The sequence below is a fragment of the Sulfurisphaera ohwakuensis genome, assembly GCF_009729055.1.
Classification (GTDB): Archaea; Thermoproteota; Thermoprotei_A; order Sulfolobales; family Sulfolobaceae; genus Sulfurisphaera; species Sulfurisphaera ohwakuensis.
Genome location: NZ_CP045484.1, coordinates 2,607,733 through 2,623,770, shown reverse-complemented (window position 1 = coordinate 2,623,770; position 16,038 = coordinate 2,607,733). Strand labels below are relative to the sequence as shown.

Genomic DNA, 16,038 nt, shown 5'->3' with positions numbered 1-16,038 from the left:
ATGGAATTGAAAGTCTTCCATCGCTAACATCTCTTCTTTTGCCTTCTCCACTTCCTGATAATTCTTAATGGAATTGAAAGTGAGGGTAGGAACGTAAAGTTCGGCATAGACGTAATTCCGGGAGATAATCCTTAATGGAATTGAAAGTCTGCAATGATTTCTGAAGGCGTTTCGTTTGTCTGAAAGCTTATGATAATCCTTAATGGAATTGAAAGAGAGAAAAACAGAGCGTGTTTAGTTGAGGCTAAGCATACTGATAATCCTTAATGGAATTGAAAGATTGTAGACCGAGACATTGTATAACCTATAGGTAACATTGATAGGGATAATCCTTAATGGAATTGAAAGATTCCGGTTGTTTAGCTATGTTGCTGGTCACGCTGAACTGATAATCCTTAATGGAATTGAAAGAGCTAAATTATTACGTTTTTGGTGTTACATAATATACTAGATAATCCTTAATGGAATTGAAAGTTTCTCTAAACTCCACCCCCTCACTCTCTTTAGCACGCATTACGATAATCCTTAATGGAATTGAAAGTCATTAACGTAAAGCTTAACGACTTGAACCGTATTGTATCTGATAATCCTTAATGGAATTGAAAGAGGCAACGTGATTTCTTTCTATCATCTTTTAGTTCTCCTAGATGTGGTAATATATGTTGAAACTAAACCGATTGTTGAAAATACTACTGTATCTCCGCCGGGTATAGAAGTAGTAGTAGTTAAGTCAAGTAATGTATCTTTAACCTACGGAAACATTTTAAAGTCATATTATGTACTGTGGAGTGAAATCGAATTGCTTTTTACCGGACCGAAGCCACCGCAATATCATGTCCAAGTTAATGCTACAGAAATAATATACAAAGAAAAATAGTTTCACCTCCATGGTATACCTCCTTATGGATCCCGTTTTTGGCTTTAGGTTTAGCACTACTTGGTGCTTTTGTCACATTATTAGTAAGATCTAAATCTGACCATTAATTGGGATTGCATTTGTTGTACTAACATTCGGTTCAGGGACTCAAGGAGTCCAATACTATTAGTGAATAAATTTTTAAAAGTCAATTTTCTTTTTTCTTTAAATGAGGAAAAATTAGTTTTCGGTTTTAATGATAACGATAGCTGTAGTCTTTCTCGGGTTGTCGTTCTATCTACATTCTATAGATCATCCTATAACTAAGCTAAATGTGGCTCATCAAGCACCTAGTATACCTCTAAGGATAAATCAAACATTTACTATACCTCTTTATATAGTTAGTACGTTTATTGTTAGTAACTATACGGCGTCTATTTATAAGATTAAACCGAAACCGATAGAAACTATACAACATCCACCTTTTTATGCAAACCTCTGGCCCGAAACACTAGAAGCCGGGATAATACTACTCCTAATATCGGTTATTCTACTAATAAGGCGTAAGCCCTAAACCTGACCATTAATAAAGTCACACTCTTTTTATTACTAATGTGCACCGGTGATTGAAGTATCACATAGAAGTTTTATACCACTGAGTCTGGCGTAACTACTCTCGGTCTGTAAAAAATAAGTCTTTCTCTTTTTTATCTTTATGAAGTTAAAAAGTATATGTCTATGGTTTCTTGTAGCAGTTTTAATAGGTCTTGTAAGTTCTGGTATGTTAGGTGAGTGGGTAACAAGCAACTCGGGAATTTGTACTGTTTTCTTTGTGTCAAGGAATATATGGCAAGCAACATGGCCCTTTTTGCTTTTTTCTGGTTTAGCCGGTTTATCGGGTTTAGCAATAGTATACAGAGAGAGTGTTAAAAAGGCTATTACAAATCCTATAATCCTTCTTTTGTTAGCTTTAGCGTTTCTTGAATCATTAGTAAGTATGTTGTTTGTTGAGCTCAATTAGCATTTTACGTCTTTTTCCTTCTCTTAAAAAGTTTCTTAATCCCGCCCAAAGATTGATAAATACTTTTTATCACCCTTGCTATCCTCTTGGCACCCAAATACAAACCAAGGGAATACTTAAACAAGAGTACCAAGAGTAAGGAGAGAGCCTTAAGGGTTATAAACCCCTTATTCCTAACCCAGGTGAGGAAAGAACCTTTCTCCAATCCCAAGGCTTTGAGCTCCCTAATCAAAACCTCAATATCCCAACGATTCTCCCACGCAGTTATGAGATCCTCAGCAGTATCATTAACGTTTGTGGAGAAGAAGTACCTCCTTCCAAAACCCTTATAATCATCTATTACAAGTAATTTTATGGGAATACCTAAATACTCAACTAGGTATTCCCCCTCGGGGAACTCGCCAACTGGCACAAGCCTACCACCCTCGGCGACTCGTGAGTTGGCCTTGAGTTCCCCGACGGTATCATCCAAGAGAGTTTTAGAATTAACATACCAAGAATCAAAAACCTTGCACACAACATTAAACTCCTTCTCGAGAATTGGCAATGTTTCCAAGTATTCTTGTATCTTTGTCTTGAACTCAACCTCCTCTCCCCTCTCCCTTAATATCTCAACAACCTTTTGTGGTATGTAGGGTATTATTGTTACTATGTAGGTCTCGTTTGTTTTTAAGTCTTTTATTGCTATTATGAGTAGTTGTATTGTTGGTTCGTATCTTTTGTGTTCTCTGCAGTAAAAGACTTGTGCTCCGTTTCTTGATACTGGTAGTGCGTGTTGTTTGTGATCATGTGTGTCATCTATTATTAGTTATACTGGGTGGTCTTTTACTATCTCTTTTACTATTTTGATCAGTTTGCTAGTTTGTTAAGGTTTTTTAGTACTGTCTCGTAGTCCATGCCCGTTGCTTGGGCTATTTCTGTTGCTGTTCCACCCATTACTCCTCCAAGTACTAGTTTTGCTAGTGTGTCTTTTCTCAAGCTAGTCAAGGTTGTGAATATTTGTTGTAATGCTTCTTGAAGTGCTTTGTAATACGCTTGGAATAATGAGTTTGTATTCATCCAATACTTTTGTCAGTTAATTTTTAAAAAGTTTTCAAGGTGCCCTTAAACTGCAAGGATTTTCCTATAAATGCTACTCAATCTTTAACCCCTATAAACTCACTCTCTTTTTTCACTCTTAATGAATATCCCAATCTTACGAAAGGCTTTAAAGTCATTTTATTTTAATAGCAAAGGCTCTATTCTTCTAACTGTAATAGGTACTGTACTCTTAGGCTAAGTTTTTACTTGCGTCCAATAGATTATATATCCTATATTACTAAACCTCCTCAGATTCCAAATTTTCCTTTACCAGAAAGTTATTTTATCACAAGTGCACTATCTGTATCAATTAAGACGATTCCTCCACCACGGTATGATAGTCTGTGATCCGAAACCCTAATAACTGTCTAGCCTTAATAATTCTGGGAATAGTGTAGATGGGAGATTAAAATCTTCAGAGAGAGACTTAAGCAGTTAGGCAATTAATAAACTCATAGTCTTTAATTATATCTAAAACAGTTTCCTAAACTACTGTTTACGCTACAACTCCGTTGTCTTTTAATCCAACACAAGTAGTATGGGTTTAACGGACTCTTGGGGTTATGTGTATAGCTTTGGTATATTATAAAGGGTTATGAATAAAGTTATTTACTTTTTTATTACATATTTTTTGTATGAGTTTGCCCTCTTATACTATTCCACCTAACTTTACTCAGATTAATTTTAATCAGACTGTTGTGCAACCAACCCCTACTTCTGAACCTATCACTGCAATCTTAGCGTCGTTAGGTATCTTTTTCTCTTCTTTGCTTTTTCTCTTCTTAACCTTTTACTTTTCACCAGAGCTAAAGTCTTTTGTAAGGAAATTATTCAAAAGATCTTGAAAAAGGTCACTGTCTATGGTATAGTCGGAAGTACGTTGAAGTTTTGGTTTTAATGTTTCTACTTCATGAATTATAATCAGCATATTTCATTATCTTTATAGAACAAATAATGTTTCCGATTTATAATACTGAACTTCTTAGGTCTTTTTTATCAATGTCTCGGCTTTATCTGGTTTAGTTAATAGAAAAATTTACTGTGAGTTCTTACAGTTTAGCAATACTATATAGAAAGAAGACACGTAAGGCTTTAAACCCCTTATCTGTTTGTAACAATGAGGTCTCGGTAGTACCACTATTCATTGAATCAGTTTAATATGGTTCGGTAAAATCTGCTTATGTGTTAAAGATTGCTATACTACATTGAATAACTTAGGCTTAAAAGTACAACACCTACTGATGTTTGAAGGGTAAGTAAAGATAAAAATGACTTTATAATCTAGGTTTTCTCTTAAGTTTCTTCATACTACGAAATACATCGAATAGTGTAAAAGAAAGAAGGCTTATCGCTATAGTGATCAAGATAAATGAGATAAGGACACCTTCTTGAATCCCTGTTTGTTGTGGAAAATACACTGGCCCATAAGGTGTGACGTTAGGTGGAAGTGTAGCTGTGGGCATTAAATGAAAAGTCTAAAATAAAAAATAAAAATCTTATCATCACAAGTTTATGTAACTTAATATATAGTTTATATTTTCTTAAACTTTAAAGGACTTCTTCTCTCCATCTTACTAAGTAATTTTAGGAATGTTTTGCTCTCTAAATCTATTAAACATGATCATAACAAAGATACTAAATTAAAAGTGATTAAAAGTTACGTAAGAATATTGCAGTCTAATTGTCATAATGGAAGTATGACTCAACAAGACATAAAGGAGCTGTTTTACCTCCCACTGTTGCAAACAAAGTCTGTTAGAGACTTTAGTATGTAGTGCCTATATCAGTAATTGACTATTAACCGCAACTGTTATCGAACATTCAATCTTAACTTGTTGTGGTCACATTCACGTTAACTCTAAGATATATTTAAACCCTCATAGTAAATGGAGTTGTTTTGTTGAATTTAGTGTTTGTTCAAACTACAAAAACTGCTAGGGCAAGGTGTACTATCTTATAATCCGTTATTATCTTATTCCTATAGCAATTAATGCTGTTAGGAGACCCATGTAATATAGTATGGAGTATTAATCGTTACCACTGATATGTACGATAGCTACTTCCTAGTTGTATGTTTCTGGGGATACAAAATGATTATTAACGTAGAACAAAGTATCTTATTATGTATTATTTTTTCCTATTAGTAACATTATTAGAATGGATTAGGCTCTCTTTAAATAATAGCAGACAGACTCGGTAAAATGAAGATTTCGTAAATAACAACCAGGATTGAAATGAGTGCTGCAATTTTAAGTAATATTTCCCTTTTTTGAGTTAATTTGGTAATCCAATATATGATACTTAACTCTATGATCTTTAAGCTAACTAGATCTGGGAGGACCAAGACTCCGTTATTCTCAATTATACTTACTATGGGATTTGCTTCAAACGCTCCACCTGTTATTGCAATATAACCCGTCCATAGACCATAACTAATAAGCAAATCAATAGTATTACAAAAAATGATAATAAGCCAGAGGGTTCTTACCCCTATTTTCATCAAAAAAATACCTTATTTAGTTAGTATTATGTTTTTTCCAAACATAGTCTAACGTCGCGTTTATAGAAATTCCTTGTGGCAAATATCTGTTTTTCGTACTTCAGGCAGTCCTTTAACGCATATGGAAATTATTAGCAACGACTGAAGAAACAGATCTGCAGATAGGATTAGGAGGGTTAGAGAAAAAGGAGGAGACGTGCTACATTAAGAGTGTGGCTTTATAAGGGGTTAAAAATTAACAGCAACCCATACCATTATCGTCAATGATACCCTAAGAAACGCTAACAAAAGAAGGATTATAGGATTTGTAATAGCCTTTTTAACACTCTCTCTGTATACTATTGCTAAACCCGAAACACCGATAAAAATTAGATAAGGCCATAAGAAGTTTGGTATTATCCACTTATAGCCAGTCATATCTGTAAATAACATCGTAAAGTATACCCGATATAATTCCGGCACCTATAAGACTCATTAAAACTGCTACAAGAAACCATAGACCTATACTTTTTAACTTTATAAAGATAAAAAAAAAAAGAAAGTGACTTATTTTTTACAGACCGAAAGTAGTTATGCCAGTCTCAGAGTTATAAAAGTTGTACATGAAGTTCCGATAGTCCTAACTTCATTAAGCGATAAAAAAGAATTTTAATAGGGGTTATTTTCTGAGCCCCTTAAGTTTAATCCAGCTGAATATCGCAATTCCTAACATTATTATACCTATTGTTAAGACTTCAGGCCATAGGTTAGCATACCATGGCGGTTGAACTGCTGTACTTGTTACAGTAACACATGTGACATTTGTTGAAGGCACGGGTTGCGATTGATATAAAATTATGGGGTGTGAAACACTTACGCTTAAATTCAAAACACCATTGGAAGATTTGGAAGGTTTAACAACTTCGTTCGTTTCAGGAGTTAAATATATTTCGATTACTTTTCCGTTCTCTATTACTTTTGTTAGGGAAAACGATTTGTCTATTGACTTGAGCCAAATCCCCAAACCAGATAAAATAGAACCTATGATAACAAATAGCTTTTTCATATAATATAGATTAAAAAATTAGGTAAAAAAAGATTTTGCTTAATATAGGGATGATGCTGTGTAGTTTATTTGTATACTCCCTCCTATTCTAGCTAAATCAGTATGAGCTGTAGATTTAATGCTCAAGCCACTATATGTGAAGTAATCATTACTTGAAGTATATATTAGAGACAATAAGTAGGACTAGGAGGGTTAGAAAGAGTAGTAGTGCCAACTTCATTAAGACTAAAAAAGAGTGTGACTTTATTAACAGTCTAACCCATGCCCGTGCCTACAGCCATCCCGATTAAGAAAAAGAAAGTAAAGTAGTTCACCGAAAATTAAATTCAATACGCTTAATACAATAGGCCCTTCTAAATATCCCCTTTTCATGAAGTATAGTGTGGAGGCGAACGAGACCAAAGCAGGAACATATGCACCTAAGACAAAAATACCTAAATTATACGCCAACTCATTATTCATAAATTTAAGATATAATGCTTCTATTCCCCAAGATAGGAAGAAGATACCGAAATAGACCGGTACCCTAAACCACAAACGTTGTACCAAACCCATACAAAATAATAAGAAAAAAAGGATTTATCTTTTACGGAATTAGGAATGCGTTATACGGACTTAGAGAAGTACTTAACGGTATTCCGTAATAATAGTATAAGAACATCGCTAAAGCCTGTACTGCAACTATATTTAGAGTGAAAAAAGAGTGTGGGTTTATTAATGGCCGGTTCAGGGTTTATCGTCTTTAAAAATAGCAAAATATATTGTCGGGATCTCTTTATGCTTTTGCAAAAATTCCGGTTTCACATTTTCCCGTCTTGTTATAATACAAATACCACTTTTCCTTCCTATTATAAGCCTTAATGGCACATCCTTGATTCTTAATGACACATATAAGTATATTGGATATATTGTTCCGTGATGGGGTATAAGAGGTTTTTTACGTAGCCGAAACTTTATACTGCTTTTCCCTCCTACATATTTCCCGGGTTGAAGGCTAAATGTCCTAAAGGATGGGACAGCGGTTAGTCTGCGAACCTTTATAAAGAACTCCTTTGGTTTGGGCTTAAAATCCTTTACTGCCCAAAACTGGACTACGTATCCATATCCCGTATACCTGTGTCCCATAATATAAAATAAAAAACGGTTTTATATCTTTTTACAGATCTTCATCATCTTCATATATCCATACACCTTCAACTCCCGGTACGTTATCCGGGTACCTAACTACATTTTCAGCTAACTGTACATCTGCAGGAATACCAATATCAATATCCTGAAACTGAGAAGCTAAAGTATGCTGTATAGTGTTTGCGAATTACGTCTTACTGAAAGGGCCGATATTAGGAGTATTATTCCTACTGCAACTGTTTCTGGCCAGGAGTTTGCGTACCAAGGTGGCGGGATTGGAGAACTGTACCAGCCGGTGGGCCACCATAATTAATTATCGACTTATTAAATGGTGCTACTGGTATTTTAGGAGGATGAATGATAGTAGGTTTATCTATCATAAATAAGTAAACTCCTATCGCTATTATAACTACAGAAACTATAAGTATAGCAGTGAACCTTTTATTAGACTGGTTATGAACTTGGACTTATAAATCTGATCCAAAGATAAAGTATAGCTTTTAAGGTGCTAAGGATAGGATATACTCATTATCTACTGGACTTTAAACGAGCGAAATTTGTAGTCATACCACTTCTTATGTAACAAATCATGATAGATCTCTTTATCTAGTCTATAACTAGAGCAGCAAAACAAATACTCAGTGTATCCAGCTATTAATTAGTGTACCGTGGTGTAGGAATTATCTTAATTGGTATAGATTTCGTACAAGGGGTAAAACAATTTCTTAATGAAGAGTATATAGTGTTTTGTGGTAATAGCTCTCATCATTAGATATTTTCTGAGTTAATTCCAGAGGCGAAGTAAATTTAATATTCTGGTAATTTTCTTCTCTTACCATTTCTTCTAGGCGAGTAAATTTAGTAGTTATATTTTCTAGTAACACAAACTGTAGGGTCTATCGAACACAAGTAAAAAACTTAGACCTAAGAGTACAACACTGACTGATGTTAGAAAGATAGCCTTATTTCATAAAGAAGAATTTTACAAGTTTTTCCTCTAAGATTTGGAGCTAGAAAAGAGAGCGTATTCATAATGGGTTATCTTATGACCCATAACCTAATCCAGATGTATATCGATACTCCCGATAGTACTAAGCCAATTACTAAAAACTCAGGCCATAAATTAACGTACCAAGGCACAGTAAAATACTTCATATATGTAGGATCCAACTTAGTAAACATGTTGCCGATTGCTACATATTTATAAATCGTATTAGAGTATCTCTCATGAGAGTAACTCAGATGAAGATGATAGAGATAAAGAGAAAGTCCTAAAAATACTGCTGAAGTTAGAACTAAACTGGACACTTTTAACTTGTCTTTAAGAAGAGGAAATATGTTCCGTGGGAATCCTTCAAACTTAGAGAAGTTCCTCAATAAAATTAAAACAACGCTTACGATCCCCAATAAGAGGATTAAGTCTGGGGCTATTTGAACATACCAAGGTGGCGGAGAGTAATAGAGGTAGTCTGATATGGTGATAATGGCGGGGGAACTCCAGACTATATAAGGCTCGTTTACTGCTTTGATGATAATTGCGTTTTCTTCTGTTTTAAAAGAGCCCAAAATGAAAAAATCTAAGGTATCCCATATTACTGCAAGCAATATCACTGCTACGGCTATAGTTAATATTGGCGTTTTATGCTTGACTCTTTGGGTTATAAAATATACTGCCGAGAATAGCATTAGCTTCAGCCCCAAGGTTACTTTAAGCATTGACAAATAACCATCTACTCTGAAGAAGTTTATTATGGGGTTCAATTCTACAACGGAAGGATAATGCCAGGCAATAAATGAAAACAGTGCATCATAAATATTTGCTACGATAAAGATTAGCCAAAGAATCTTAACCTTGTTCATTATAACTAACCTAAACTAAGTAAATATTATGTTTTTTCCAAACACTGTTAAGCGTTAAATAGTTTAAGATTCTTTCCTATAACTCTATTGCTTGCCTATTTTGTCTTAACTCCGTCCTTGTTATCATTTAGGTTAAAAATTTAGAAGCCAAGTAATGTTCGTAAGATTTGCTACTGATCTCCACGTTTATAAATACGACTTTACAAAATGGGGGTTAAGGGGGCGGAAAGCTTCACCCTTCAGGGTGGAGATGGATAGCCCCCTTATATTTATATAACCCCTTTATCGAGATATCTTTTAGTGATGTTAATGACGCTCTTCCCCAGCTCGATGGGACTGAGGGAGGGGCAACTATCATTCCTCTTCTCTCTTTCACGGGATTCGGACAATATGGATGACGGATCCCCTACTCTAATTTTGGGGGTGGGTCTCTGCCCCACCCGACTGCCCACCAAATGAGAGATGTAATCCCGAATCGATGGTGGGAACGATGAACCCTCTGGAAGGGAACCCCCGACCCTTCCAGGGTGGGGAGCTTCCGGTATAAAAACCTTTCCATGAAAAATCGAGCATAGTCCACACTACTTATGGAAAAGTAAGGCTCTCCTTATCACTCGCTAGCATCAAATGGTTTATTATAATACAGCACAGCCCAAGTAATAACAGCTAATTTCCTTGCACAGGCAATAATCAACTTCTTACCCTTCAACTTTCCCTTATGCTCTTCATAAAAACGCTTGATAACAGGATTAACCCTAATAGCAGTTAAAGCTGCAAGATAGAAAGCTCTCCTCAAAACAGCATCACCCCTCTTAGAAATACCCTTAGAAACAACACTCTTACCACTAGACTCAATAACTGGGTCAAGACCGCAATAAGCAACAAACCTCTTCTTATCACTAAAGCGCCTAATATCACCAACCCTAGCCAAAATTATACAACCCAAGGTTTTACCAATACCAGGAATGGTGAAAATCAAACTATCCTTGGGAACAAGATCCTCAAGTTTCTCCTCAATCTCCCTCTTCCTAACCTCAAGTCTCTCCAACTCCTCCAAAAGAAACCTAACCTCAACCAAGACAATACTATCCCCACCCCTCAAAACCTCCTCTAAGTTCTTCTTGGACAAACTATCCTTATAGCCCAAAAGTGTCAAATCCCTCCTCAACCTATTCTTAACCCTAGCAATACTCCTAGTAACAAAATCCCATTGGCTAGTTAACTCCCTAGCATCACTTGTTGTAAACTCACTACCCATACTTACAACTAGTTCAGCAAGCTTTTTAGCATCATTCTTATCACTCTTCTTACCCCTAAAATCCTTGAACTTCTTGAGTATGAAGGGATTAATAATCCTAACGTCATACTCTCCCATCAAGTACTTTGCTAGGTTAATGTGGTAAATTCCAGTACTTTCAATACCCACTTTACAACCCTTAGGCAAGATCTTAATTATCTCCTCATAACCTTGCCTATCATTAGGAAACTCGTAGTATTTGCCTTGGAAATATACTACTAATTTATCTTTTGATACGTCTATTCCTGCGACTGGGGCCTCCATGTATACTCACCCTTATGTTTTATTCGGGCTTTTTGCCCAACTTCCGGTCCGAATTGGAGGCGGGCCAAGCTCCCCGACGGGCTTCAAGCCCAAGGAAGTCAACGGCCTACACCCCAGTCAGATCTGTATTACACAGATCTGACTAATATGTTTTATATAAGGAAGTCAGATAGTGTTTGGATAACACATAATATCTACTTAACTTAAGTTGGTTATGATGAGTAGACTCCTTAAGGTTTTGTGGGCTCTGTTTATTGCAGGTAACATTTACGATGTGATAATAACATGGATAGGTGGGGATTATTTTAACGTATTTGAGTTTGGTAACTGGTACTATCTCGTTTCTGATACTGTAGCTAGTTATAATGTTTATTATTTTTTAGCCTTAATCGGTATCAAAATCTACCTCTTTGTTGGTATGTATTGGTTCTTAAAACTCTTCGATAAATTTAACGTTAGCAAGTTTAAATGGCTAGGACTGGTCCCGGTCACCTTAGTAACATTAGGGGCAAATTATTACGATACGGTGCAAATACTTCGTCTTTATAAAGTTTTTGAAGCATTTGTATACAACATTAACTAAACTTTGGAAATAGTTTAACCGCTAACGCCCTTTATGGAAGCATTTGTATACAATATTAAAATATAAGAATGATGTCTCATATCATTAGGAGGTTGTTGCACAAGCTTTCTCTCAAGCCAGAGAGCTTCCGGTATAAAAACCTTTCCTTGAAAATCAAGCATAGTCCACACTACTTACGCAAGTGATGAAACCAGCTTTTTACTCACTAGCGTTAAAGGGTTTATTATAATACATTACGAATTTATCTTATACCTATTTCCCGCGACTGGGTCCTCCAAATTTACCCTTATTCGGGCTTCAAACCCAACTTCCGGTTTGGAAGCGGGCCAAACTCCACATCGAACTTCGAGCCCAAGGAAGTCAACGGTCTTCACCCCAGTCAGATCTGTATTACACAGATCTGACTAATATGTTTTATATAAGTTGATTTTCATGAACTTCAACTAACTCCATGCAACCCTTTCTAACCACGTAAAATTAGTTACATATTCTTTGCTCTCTTGATAAAAATTCATGACTGTTTTAGAGCACTCCACGTTAGCACTTATAGGAAAATCGCTTCATTTTTACGTTACGTTAAAATGTATAAGAAATATTGTTTAGTTAACTAAAAATTTCGTTTTATATTAAAGATGAAACAAGGGAATGAAATAAAAGTTTTTATTAGTTCAAAAGCAAATATTCTAATCTTTTATGGTGAGGGAATTTCCTTAAATTACTATTCACGTATAATCTGGCTTTACGCTTACGCTAAGCGCTTCCAGTTTTTAAAAAGAAAAATAATATCACTTACAATGAACTTTTTCCTACAACAATTCTAAAAAGCCTTATTTCCTCTTTACTATCACTACTATTGCTACAATGGCCACGATAATCAATATTGCCACTACAGCTATGTCTGTTAAGTTATAAGACGTCTTTAACAGATACGATTGTTCTGAAACTACTCCCAAAGAGTCCTTGACTACTACGGTCACATTATTATTTCCTATGTTTAATGATAAGCTATAGCCACTCAGCGAATTCTTTGTGTATACTAATTTACCGTTTAAGTAAACATAATAAGTGTAAGGAGGGATTCCGCCTGAAGTAATTCCGCTGAGCGTTACACCGCTGTTCTCTATGAAGAAATTACCCGTAGTCGCAACGTTTACAGATAACTGAGGGTCTTTAATAACAGTCACGTAGAATGTGCGAATCACTTTATATCCTGCTGAGTCTATTACTACTACAGTAAGGTTATAAAGACCAGTTTTACTGAAGTTTATCAATTTTTCATTTATTAGACTACCGTTTAAGTAAACGTAAGTCTTGTAAGGCTGTGTACCGAGGCTGTAATTTAAGCTCAAATTCACCGGAACTCCTACGTCGGTCTTATTGGCACTTAAGCTCGCGTTAACTACTGGATCTGGATTAACCGTAATCTTGAACTCTTTTTCTATCTCATATCCTGCTGAGTCAGTAAACACAAAAGTCACGTTATAAGCCCCAACTGAACTGAAATTGAATTTTAAAACGTTCTCTTTGCTCACTAAATTACCATTAACGTACCATGCAAAGTGGTAAGGTTTAGTACCCAAACTCGAGTTTGCTATTGCCACTATAGGTATTCCCAGGTCAGTGACGTTACTTATTTTAACTCCAACAACAGGATCTGGGTTAACAGTAAGGTTATAGTAAAGAGTGTTCTTCTCGCCCTTTAAGTCGTAAACGTTAATTTGGAGGGATTGATTACCTAGACTCGGTTCATAGCTTATTGTGTAATTCCCGACGTAGAAATCAATAAAACTCTTATTACCTATATTTATGAAATATGGAGGTTGGCCGCCTGTTACATTAACGGTAATGTAATCCCTCTGCCCTAAATCTATTTCTTTACTTCCGTTAATTATTTGCGCTTTAAAGGGGGTTGAAATAGTGGGTATATAAGTCTCTTCACCGTTACCAACTTTCACTTTATAAGCCCCTTGATAAGAAGTCGTGAATAAGTTATCAGAAGCCTCTGCAGTATCTAAACCGAATGGTAAAAGGGCTTTAGGCGTAAAGACGTTGGTAGAGTTAACGTAGGCTAAGTAGAGCATAGCGTTGAGGGAGTTATAGTAAGTTATTTCACCGTTACTTATTCCTCCGAAAACGAGTTCGGTATCGTAAGCGTTACCACTACCAGTTACATTATAGCCGTCAACTAAGAGGTAAGCTGATTCAACATTGGAAATTTTTATGGTAACGTTATCGTACCAAATTGTCATACTATCGTTTAAATAACCGAAGTGGACTAAAACGCCTTGCGGTATAGTCTGTACGGATATGAAAAGGACAGCGTAAAAGGGATAAGTCATATTAAAGCCTTGTGTAGCGTAGGCATAATAGGAACTAGGGGAGAGTAGACCCACATTGTATACGTAACCCTCTCCTTGTATAAGACTGGAGTTCAGCTCGCTGGGAGAGGAAGTGTAGTTCCAAATGTTATCTACATAGCGGTATATACTCTCATTAGTAATGAACTGTATTACGTTCTGTAACCAGTATTGCTGGGTACCTTGTACAGTGTTTACTTGAAGTACAGTGTTCAACTGTAAGCTAGCACCGTAATCAGTACCGTTCACTGCAGAAATGGAGTAAATTTGTGCCACGCCGATTACTCCATTAAACTCCTCCACGTAAGGTTTAACGGTTCCGCCTTTTAACTCAATGCCGTAATCTGCTATTCCAGTAGGTGCAGGTCTACCAGAGCCGTAATAAATCTGAACGTCAACTACGCTATTGCTCACATTGTTGCTCACGATTATGTAATAAGATCCCGGAGGTAAAGGGAAGTAGGAGTAAAAGGATGAGGCAACATCACTATAATTAGTCCCTTCTATTGCGAAATAGACAGTAGAGTTAGCGTAAAGATAGACGTAAAGACCACCATTGGTGTTAACTGGGATTTCTTCGTAATAATTTGGCGGTAGGATGAAGTTTAACGGAGATATATATGCCTTAGGTTGGAGTAGGGGTAGAGAGAGTAGGATCAGGGCCAAGATAAGTAAAGGCTTTTTCATAGGAGCATTTTTCCACTTCTCCTCTATTTAAATATTCTCTTCGTTCATACTACTGTTTCATAAATTGGCTACTTTTTATCTCAAAATAGTGATAGATTTGGACTTTTTAAAGCAAAACCTCTTTTTTCAGTGAATATTGTTTATGATTTCTATATACTTTAAACTAAAAATAAAAAATTTTAGTAAACGGTTACAATCACTACTACGAAATATAAACTTTTTACGCCGTGAAAAGTGCGATTTTATGATTAATTATGAGTTTAAATTTTACGACTGAATGTACAAATAATTAGAAGAGTGTTCTGGTTTGTTAATCTAAATTTAGGCTGATCTTACACAGTCCTAATTCGAAGGTGTTTGTAAAAATATTAGAGTAATTAAAATCATTCCTATAATGTTAGAAACTTTGGGCGAAGCAATTATGTGTAAGTTTTCTGTAAACTGCTCCAAAATTCTTTCTTGTACAAAAATTATTTACTCTTGGAAATTCTTAAGCTATATAACAACTTCATGTGTTAACTCCATATATAATTAACATGAGTCCATTGTGAATTCAATTTATTTTCATATTAAGAATGATTGATTCTGCATTTCAAGTAACATTAATAAGGGACGAGCGTGAGGTAATATCATGGAACTCATTAGTAGTGACAAGATAGACTTATTTAAGGGCTAGTTTAGGAAAATACTAAAAACCTTTAAAAAATTATTTGTCACTTTTTTACAAGGTCATGCTGAAACAAATCCCATACTTTTCAGTTTAGCCATTAACTCGTCACCTTTATGTACCTTGCTAAATCTCAATAATTCTATTCCGTTTTGTAAGAATACTACATCCTGTACTACATGTTGACCCGCTAAGCTGGTCTCAAAGTATTGCGGATTTACAGTAGATATTAATAGGTTTGGCGTATTTAGGGGTACTTCCTTTACAATTTTACCGAATTTAATGTGCATTGCTCTCTTGTTAGTCACTACGTATCTGTTTGCCCACCTTAGTCCGAAGTATAGTACTAAACTTAAGACTATGAACATTATGCCTATAGCGGCTAAAAATACCGTTAGTAGGAAGATTATACCGAGTATTATAAGTCCTATTGTGGCATTTCTTCTGAATCTACTCATAGGGAATTCTTCCCAAATTATTTGTTCTCCTATTTCTAACTTCATCAATATAATAACAGAATAATTAATTTATAAAGTTTTCCTCATAATACTCTTTTTCTTTCATTTGAAAAGAGAATATTTTCCTTTTCACATTTCTGATATAGAAAGAATTTATGAAAGTCAGACTATTATTGGTAGAAAGTACAAGTTTAAATATTCCCTTAAACTGAAAAGAATAAGTAGCTTTTTTCAT

The 16,038-nt window shown here is 35.4% G+C and carries 18 protein-coding genes, 2 pseudogenes and 1 CRISPR repeat array (1 of these 21 only partly in view); of the genes and pseudogenes, 5 read left to right on the top strand and 15 right to left on the bottom strand.

The genetic code is table 11. The annotated features are described in order from the left end of the window. Positions 1-606: direct repeats of the CRISPR family, unit length 24 nt; unit sequence GATAATCCTTAATGGAATTGAAAG (it extends 3,906 nt beyond the left edge of the window). A 7-nt stretch (positions 607-613) separates the two neighbouring features. Together D1869_RS14325 and D1869_RS14320 are read left to right on the top strand one after the other, a co-directional pair. Next, positions 614-877: a hypothetical protein gene (locus D1869_RS14325; RefSeq protein WP_156015728.1), complete on the top strand. Its 264-nt coding sequence runs from the start codon at positions 614-616 to the stop codon at positions 875-877. Positions 878-1,112: 235 nt separating this feature from the next. Continuing rightward, positions 1,113-1,430, top strand: a complete 318-nt coding sequence (locus tag D1869_RS14320) for a hypothetical protein (RefSeq protein ID WP_156015727.1) — start codon at positions 1,113-1,115, stop codon at positions 1,428-1,430. Positions 1,431-1,465: 35 nt separating this feature from the next. Here D1869_RS14320 and D1869_RS14315 read toward each other — a convergent pair whose 3' ends face one another. Both D1869_RS14315 and D1869_RS14310 read right to left on the bottom strand, forming a co-directional pair. Beyond that, complete coding sequence (locus D1869_RS14315) at positions 1,466-1,873, bottom strand: hypothetical protein (RefSeq protein ID WP_156015726.1); 408 nt, start codon at positions 1,871-1,873, stop codon at positions 1,466-1,468. 8 nt (positions 1,874-1,881) lie between these two features. Further along, a pseudogene (locus D1869_RS14310) lies at positions 1,882-2,936 on the bottom strand (ISNCY family transposase). A gap of 656 nt (positions 2,937-3,592) precedes the next feature. Here D1869_RS14310 and D1869_RS14305 point away from each other — a divergent pair. After that, positions 3,593-3,802 carry a hypothetical protein gene (locus D1869_RS14305; protein ID WP_156015725.1) on the top strand — a complete coding sequence of 70 codons (210 nt, stop codon included), beginning with the start codon at positions 3,593-3,595 and terminating at the stop codon, positions 3,800-3,802. A 429-nt stretch (positions 3,803-4,231) separates the two neighbouring features. On the opposite strand, the gene D1869_RS14300 is transcribed toward D1869_RS14305, so the two are convergent. From D1869_RS14300 to D1869_RS15740, 9 genes are all read right to left on the bottom strand, one after another. Continuing rightward, a complete protein-coding gene (locus tag D1869_RS14300; RefSeq protein ID WP_156015724.1) occupies positions 4,232-4,420 on the bottom strand; it encodes a hypothetical protein in 189 nt (62 codons plus the stop codon). A 710-nt stretch (positions 4,421-5,130) separates the two neighbouring features. After that, positions 5,131-5,457, bottom strand: a complete 327-nt coding sequence (locus tag D1869_RS14295) for a hypothetical protein (RefSeq protein WP_156015723.1) — start codon at positions 5,455-5,457, stop codon at positions 5,131-5,133. A gap of 228 nt (positions 5,458-5,685) precedes the next feature. Further along, the gene (locus tag D1869_RS14290; RefSeq protein ID WP_156015722.1) at positions 5,686-5,889 is read right to left on the bottom strand and encodes a hypothetical protein; all 204 of its coding nucleotides are present in this window, start codon (positions 5,887-5,889) and stop codon (positions 5,686-5,688) included. 226 nt (positions 5,890-6,115) lie between these two features. Beyond that, entirely contained in the window at positions 6,116-6,502 is a 387-nt protein-coding gene (locus D1869_RS14285; protein ID WP_156015721.1) for a hypothetical protein, read from the bottom strand. 246 nt (positions 6,503-6,748) lie between these two features. Next, the gene (locus tag D1869_RS14280) at positions 6,749-7,057 is read right to left on the bottom strand and encodes a hypothetical protein (protein ID WP_156015720.1); all 309 of its coding nucleotides are present in this window, start codon (positions 7,055-7,057) and stop codon (positions 6,749-6,751) included. A 171-nt stretch (positions 7,058-7,228) separates the two neighbouring features. Next, positions 7,229-7,627, bottom strand: a complete 399-nt coding sequence (locus D1869_RS14275; protein ID WP_156015719.1) for a hypothetical protein — start codon at positions 7,625-7,627, stop codon at positions 7,229-7,231. 230 nt (positions 7,628-7,857) lie between these two features. Continuing rightward, a complete protein-coding gene (locus tag D1869_RS14270; RefSeq protein WP_156015718.1) occupies positions 7,858-8,010 on the bottom strand; it encodes a hypothetical protein in 153 nt (50 codons plus the stop codon). Positions 8,011-8,668: 658 nt separating this feature from the next. Beyond that, on the bottom strand, positions 8,669-9,490 hold the full coding sequence (locus D1869_RS14265; RefSeq protein ID WP_156015717.1) for a hypothetical protein: 822 nt from the start codon (positions 9,488-9,490) through the stop codon (positions 8,669-8,671). A 232-nt stretch (positions 9,491-9,722) separates the two neighbouring features. Then, complete coding sequence (locus tag D1869_RS15740; protein WP_269203977.1) at positions 9,723-9,848, bottom strand: hypothetical protein; 126 nt, start codon at positions 9,846-9,848, stop codon at positions 9,723-9,725. Between D1869_RS15740 and D1869_RS15590 the strand changes: the two are divergent. Continuing rightward, a pseudogene (locus tag D1869_RS15590) lies at positions 9,794-10,037 on the top strand (hypothetical protein). The gene D1869_RS15740 and the pseudogene D1869_RS15590 sit on opposite strands and share 55 nt — an antisense overlap. Before the next feature lie 63 nt (positions 10,038-10,100). Here the strand turns inward: D1869_RS15590 and D1869_RS14260 are convergent. Further along, on the bottom strand, positions 10,101-11,051 hold the full coding sequence (locus tag D1869_RS14260) for an IS110 family RNA-guided transposase (protein WP_156015716.1): 951 nt from the start codon (positions 11,049-11,051) through the stop codon (positions 10,101-10,103). A 217-nt stretch (positions 11,052-11,268) separates the two neighbouring features. Between D1869_RS14260 and D1869_RS14255 the strand changes: the two genes are divergently transcribed. Continuing rightward, positions 11,269-11,634, top strand: coding sequence for a hypothetical protein (locus D1869_RS14255; RefSeq protein ID WP_184651103.1), 366 nt, complete (start codon positions 11,269-11,271; stop codon positions 11,632-11,634). 14 nt (positions 11,635-11,648) lie between these two features. Here the strand turns inward: D1869_RS14255 and D1869_RS14250 are convergent, their stop codons facing one another. From D1869_RS14250 to D1869_RS14240, 3 genes are all read right to left on the bottom strand, one after another. Next, positions 11,649-11,795 (bottom strand): hypothetical protein, encoded by a 147-nt coding sequence (locus D1869_RS14250; RefSeq protein ID WP_156015715.1) that lies wholly within the window; start codon positions 11,793-11,795, stop codon positions 11,649-11,651. A 666-nt stretch (positions 11,796-12,461) separates the two neighbouring features. Next, positions 12,462-14,678 carry a thermopsin gene (locus D1869_RS14245; protein WP_156015714.1) on the bottom strand — a complete coding sequence of 739 codons (2,217 nt, stop codon included), beginning with the start codon at positions 14,676-14,678 and terminating at the stop codon, positions 12,462-12,464. A 729-nt stretch (positions 14,679-15,407) separates the two neighbouring features. Next, positions 15,408-15,848 (bottom strand): hypothetical protein, encoded by a 441-nt coding sequence (locus tag D1869_RS14240; protein WP_156015713.1) that lies wholly within the window; start codon positions 15,846-15,848, stop codon positions 15,408-15,410. Positions 15,849-16,038: the final 190 nt, after the last annotated feature.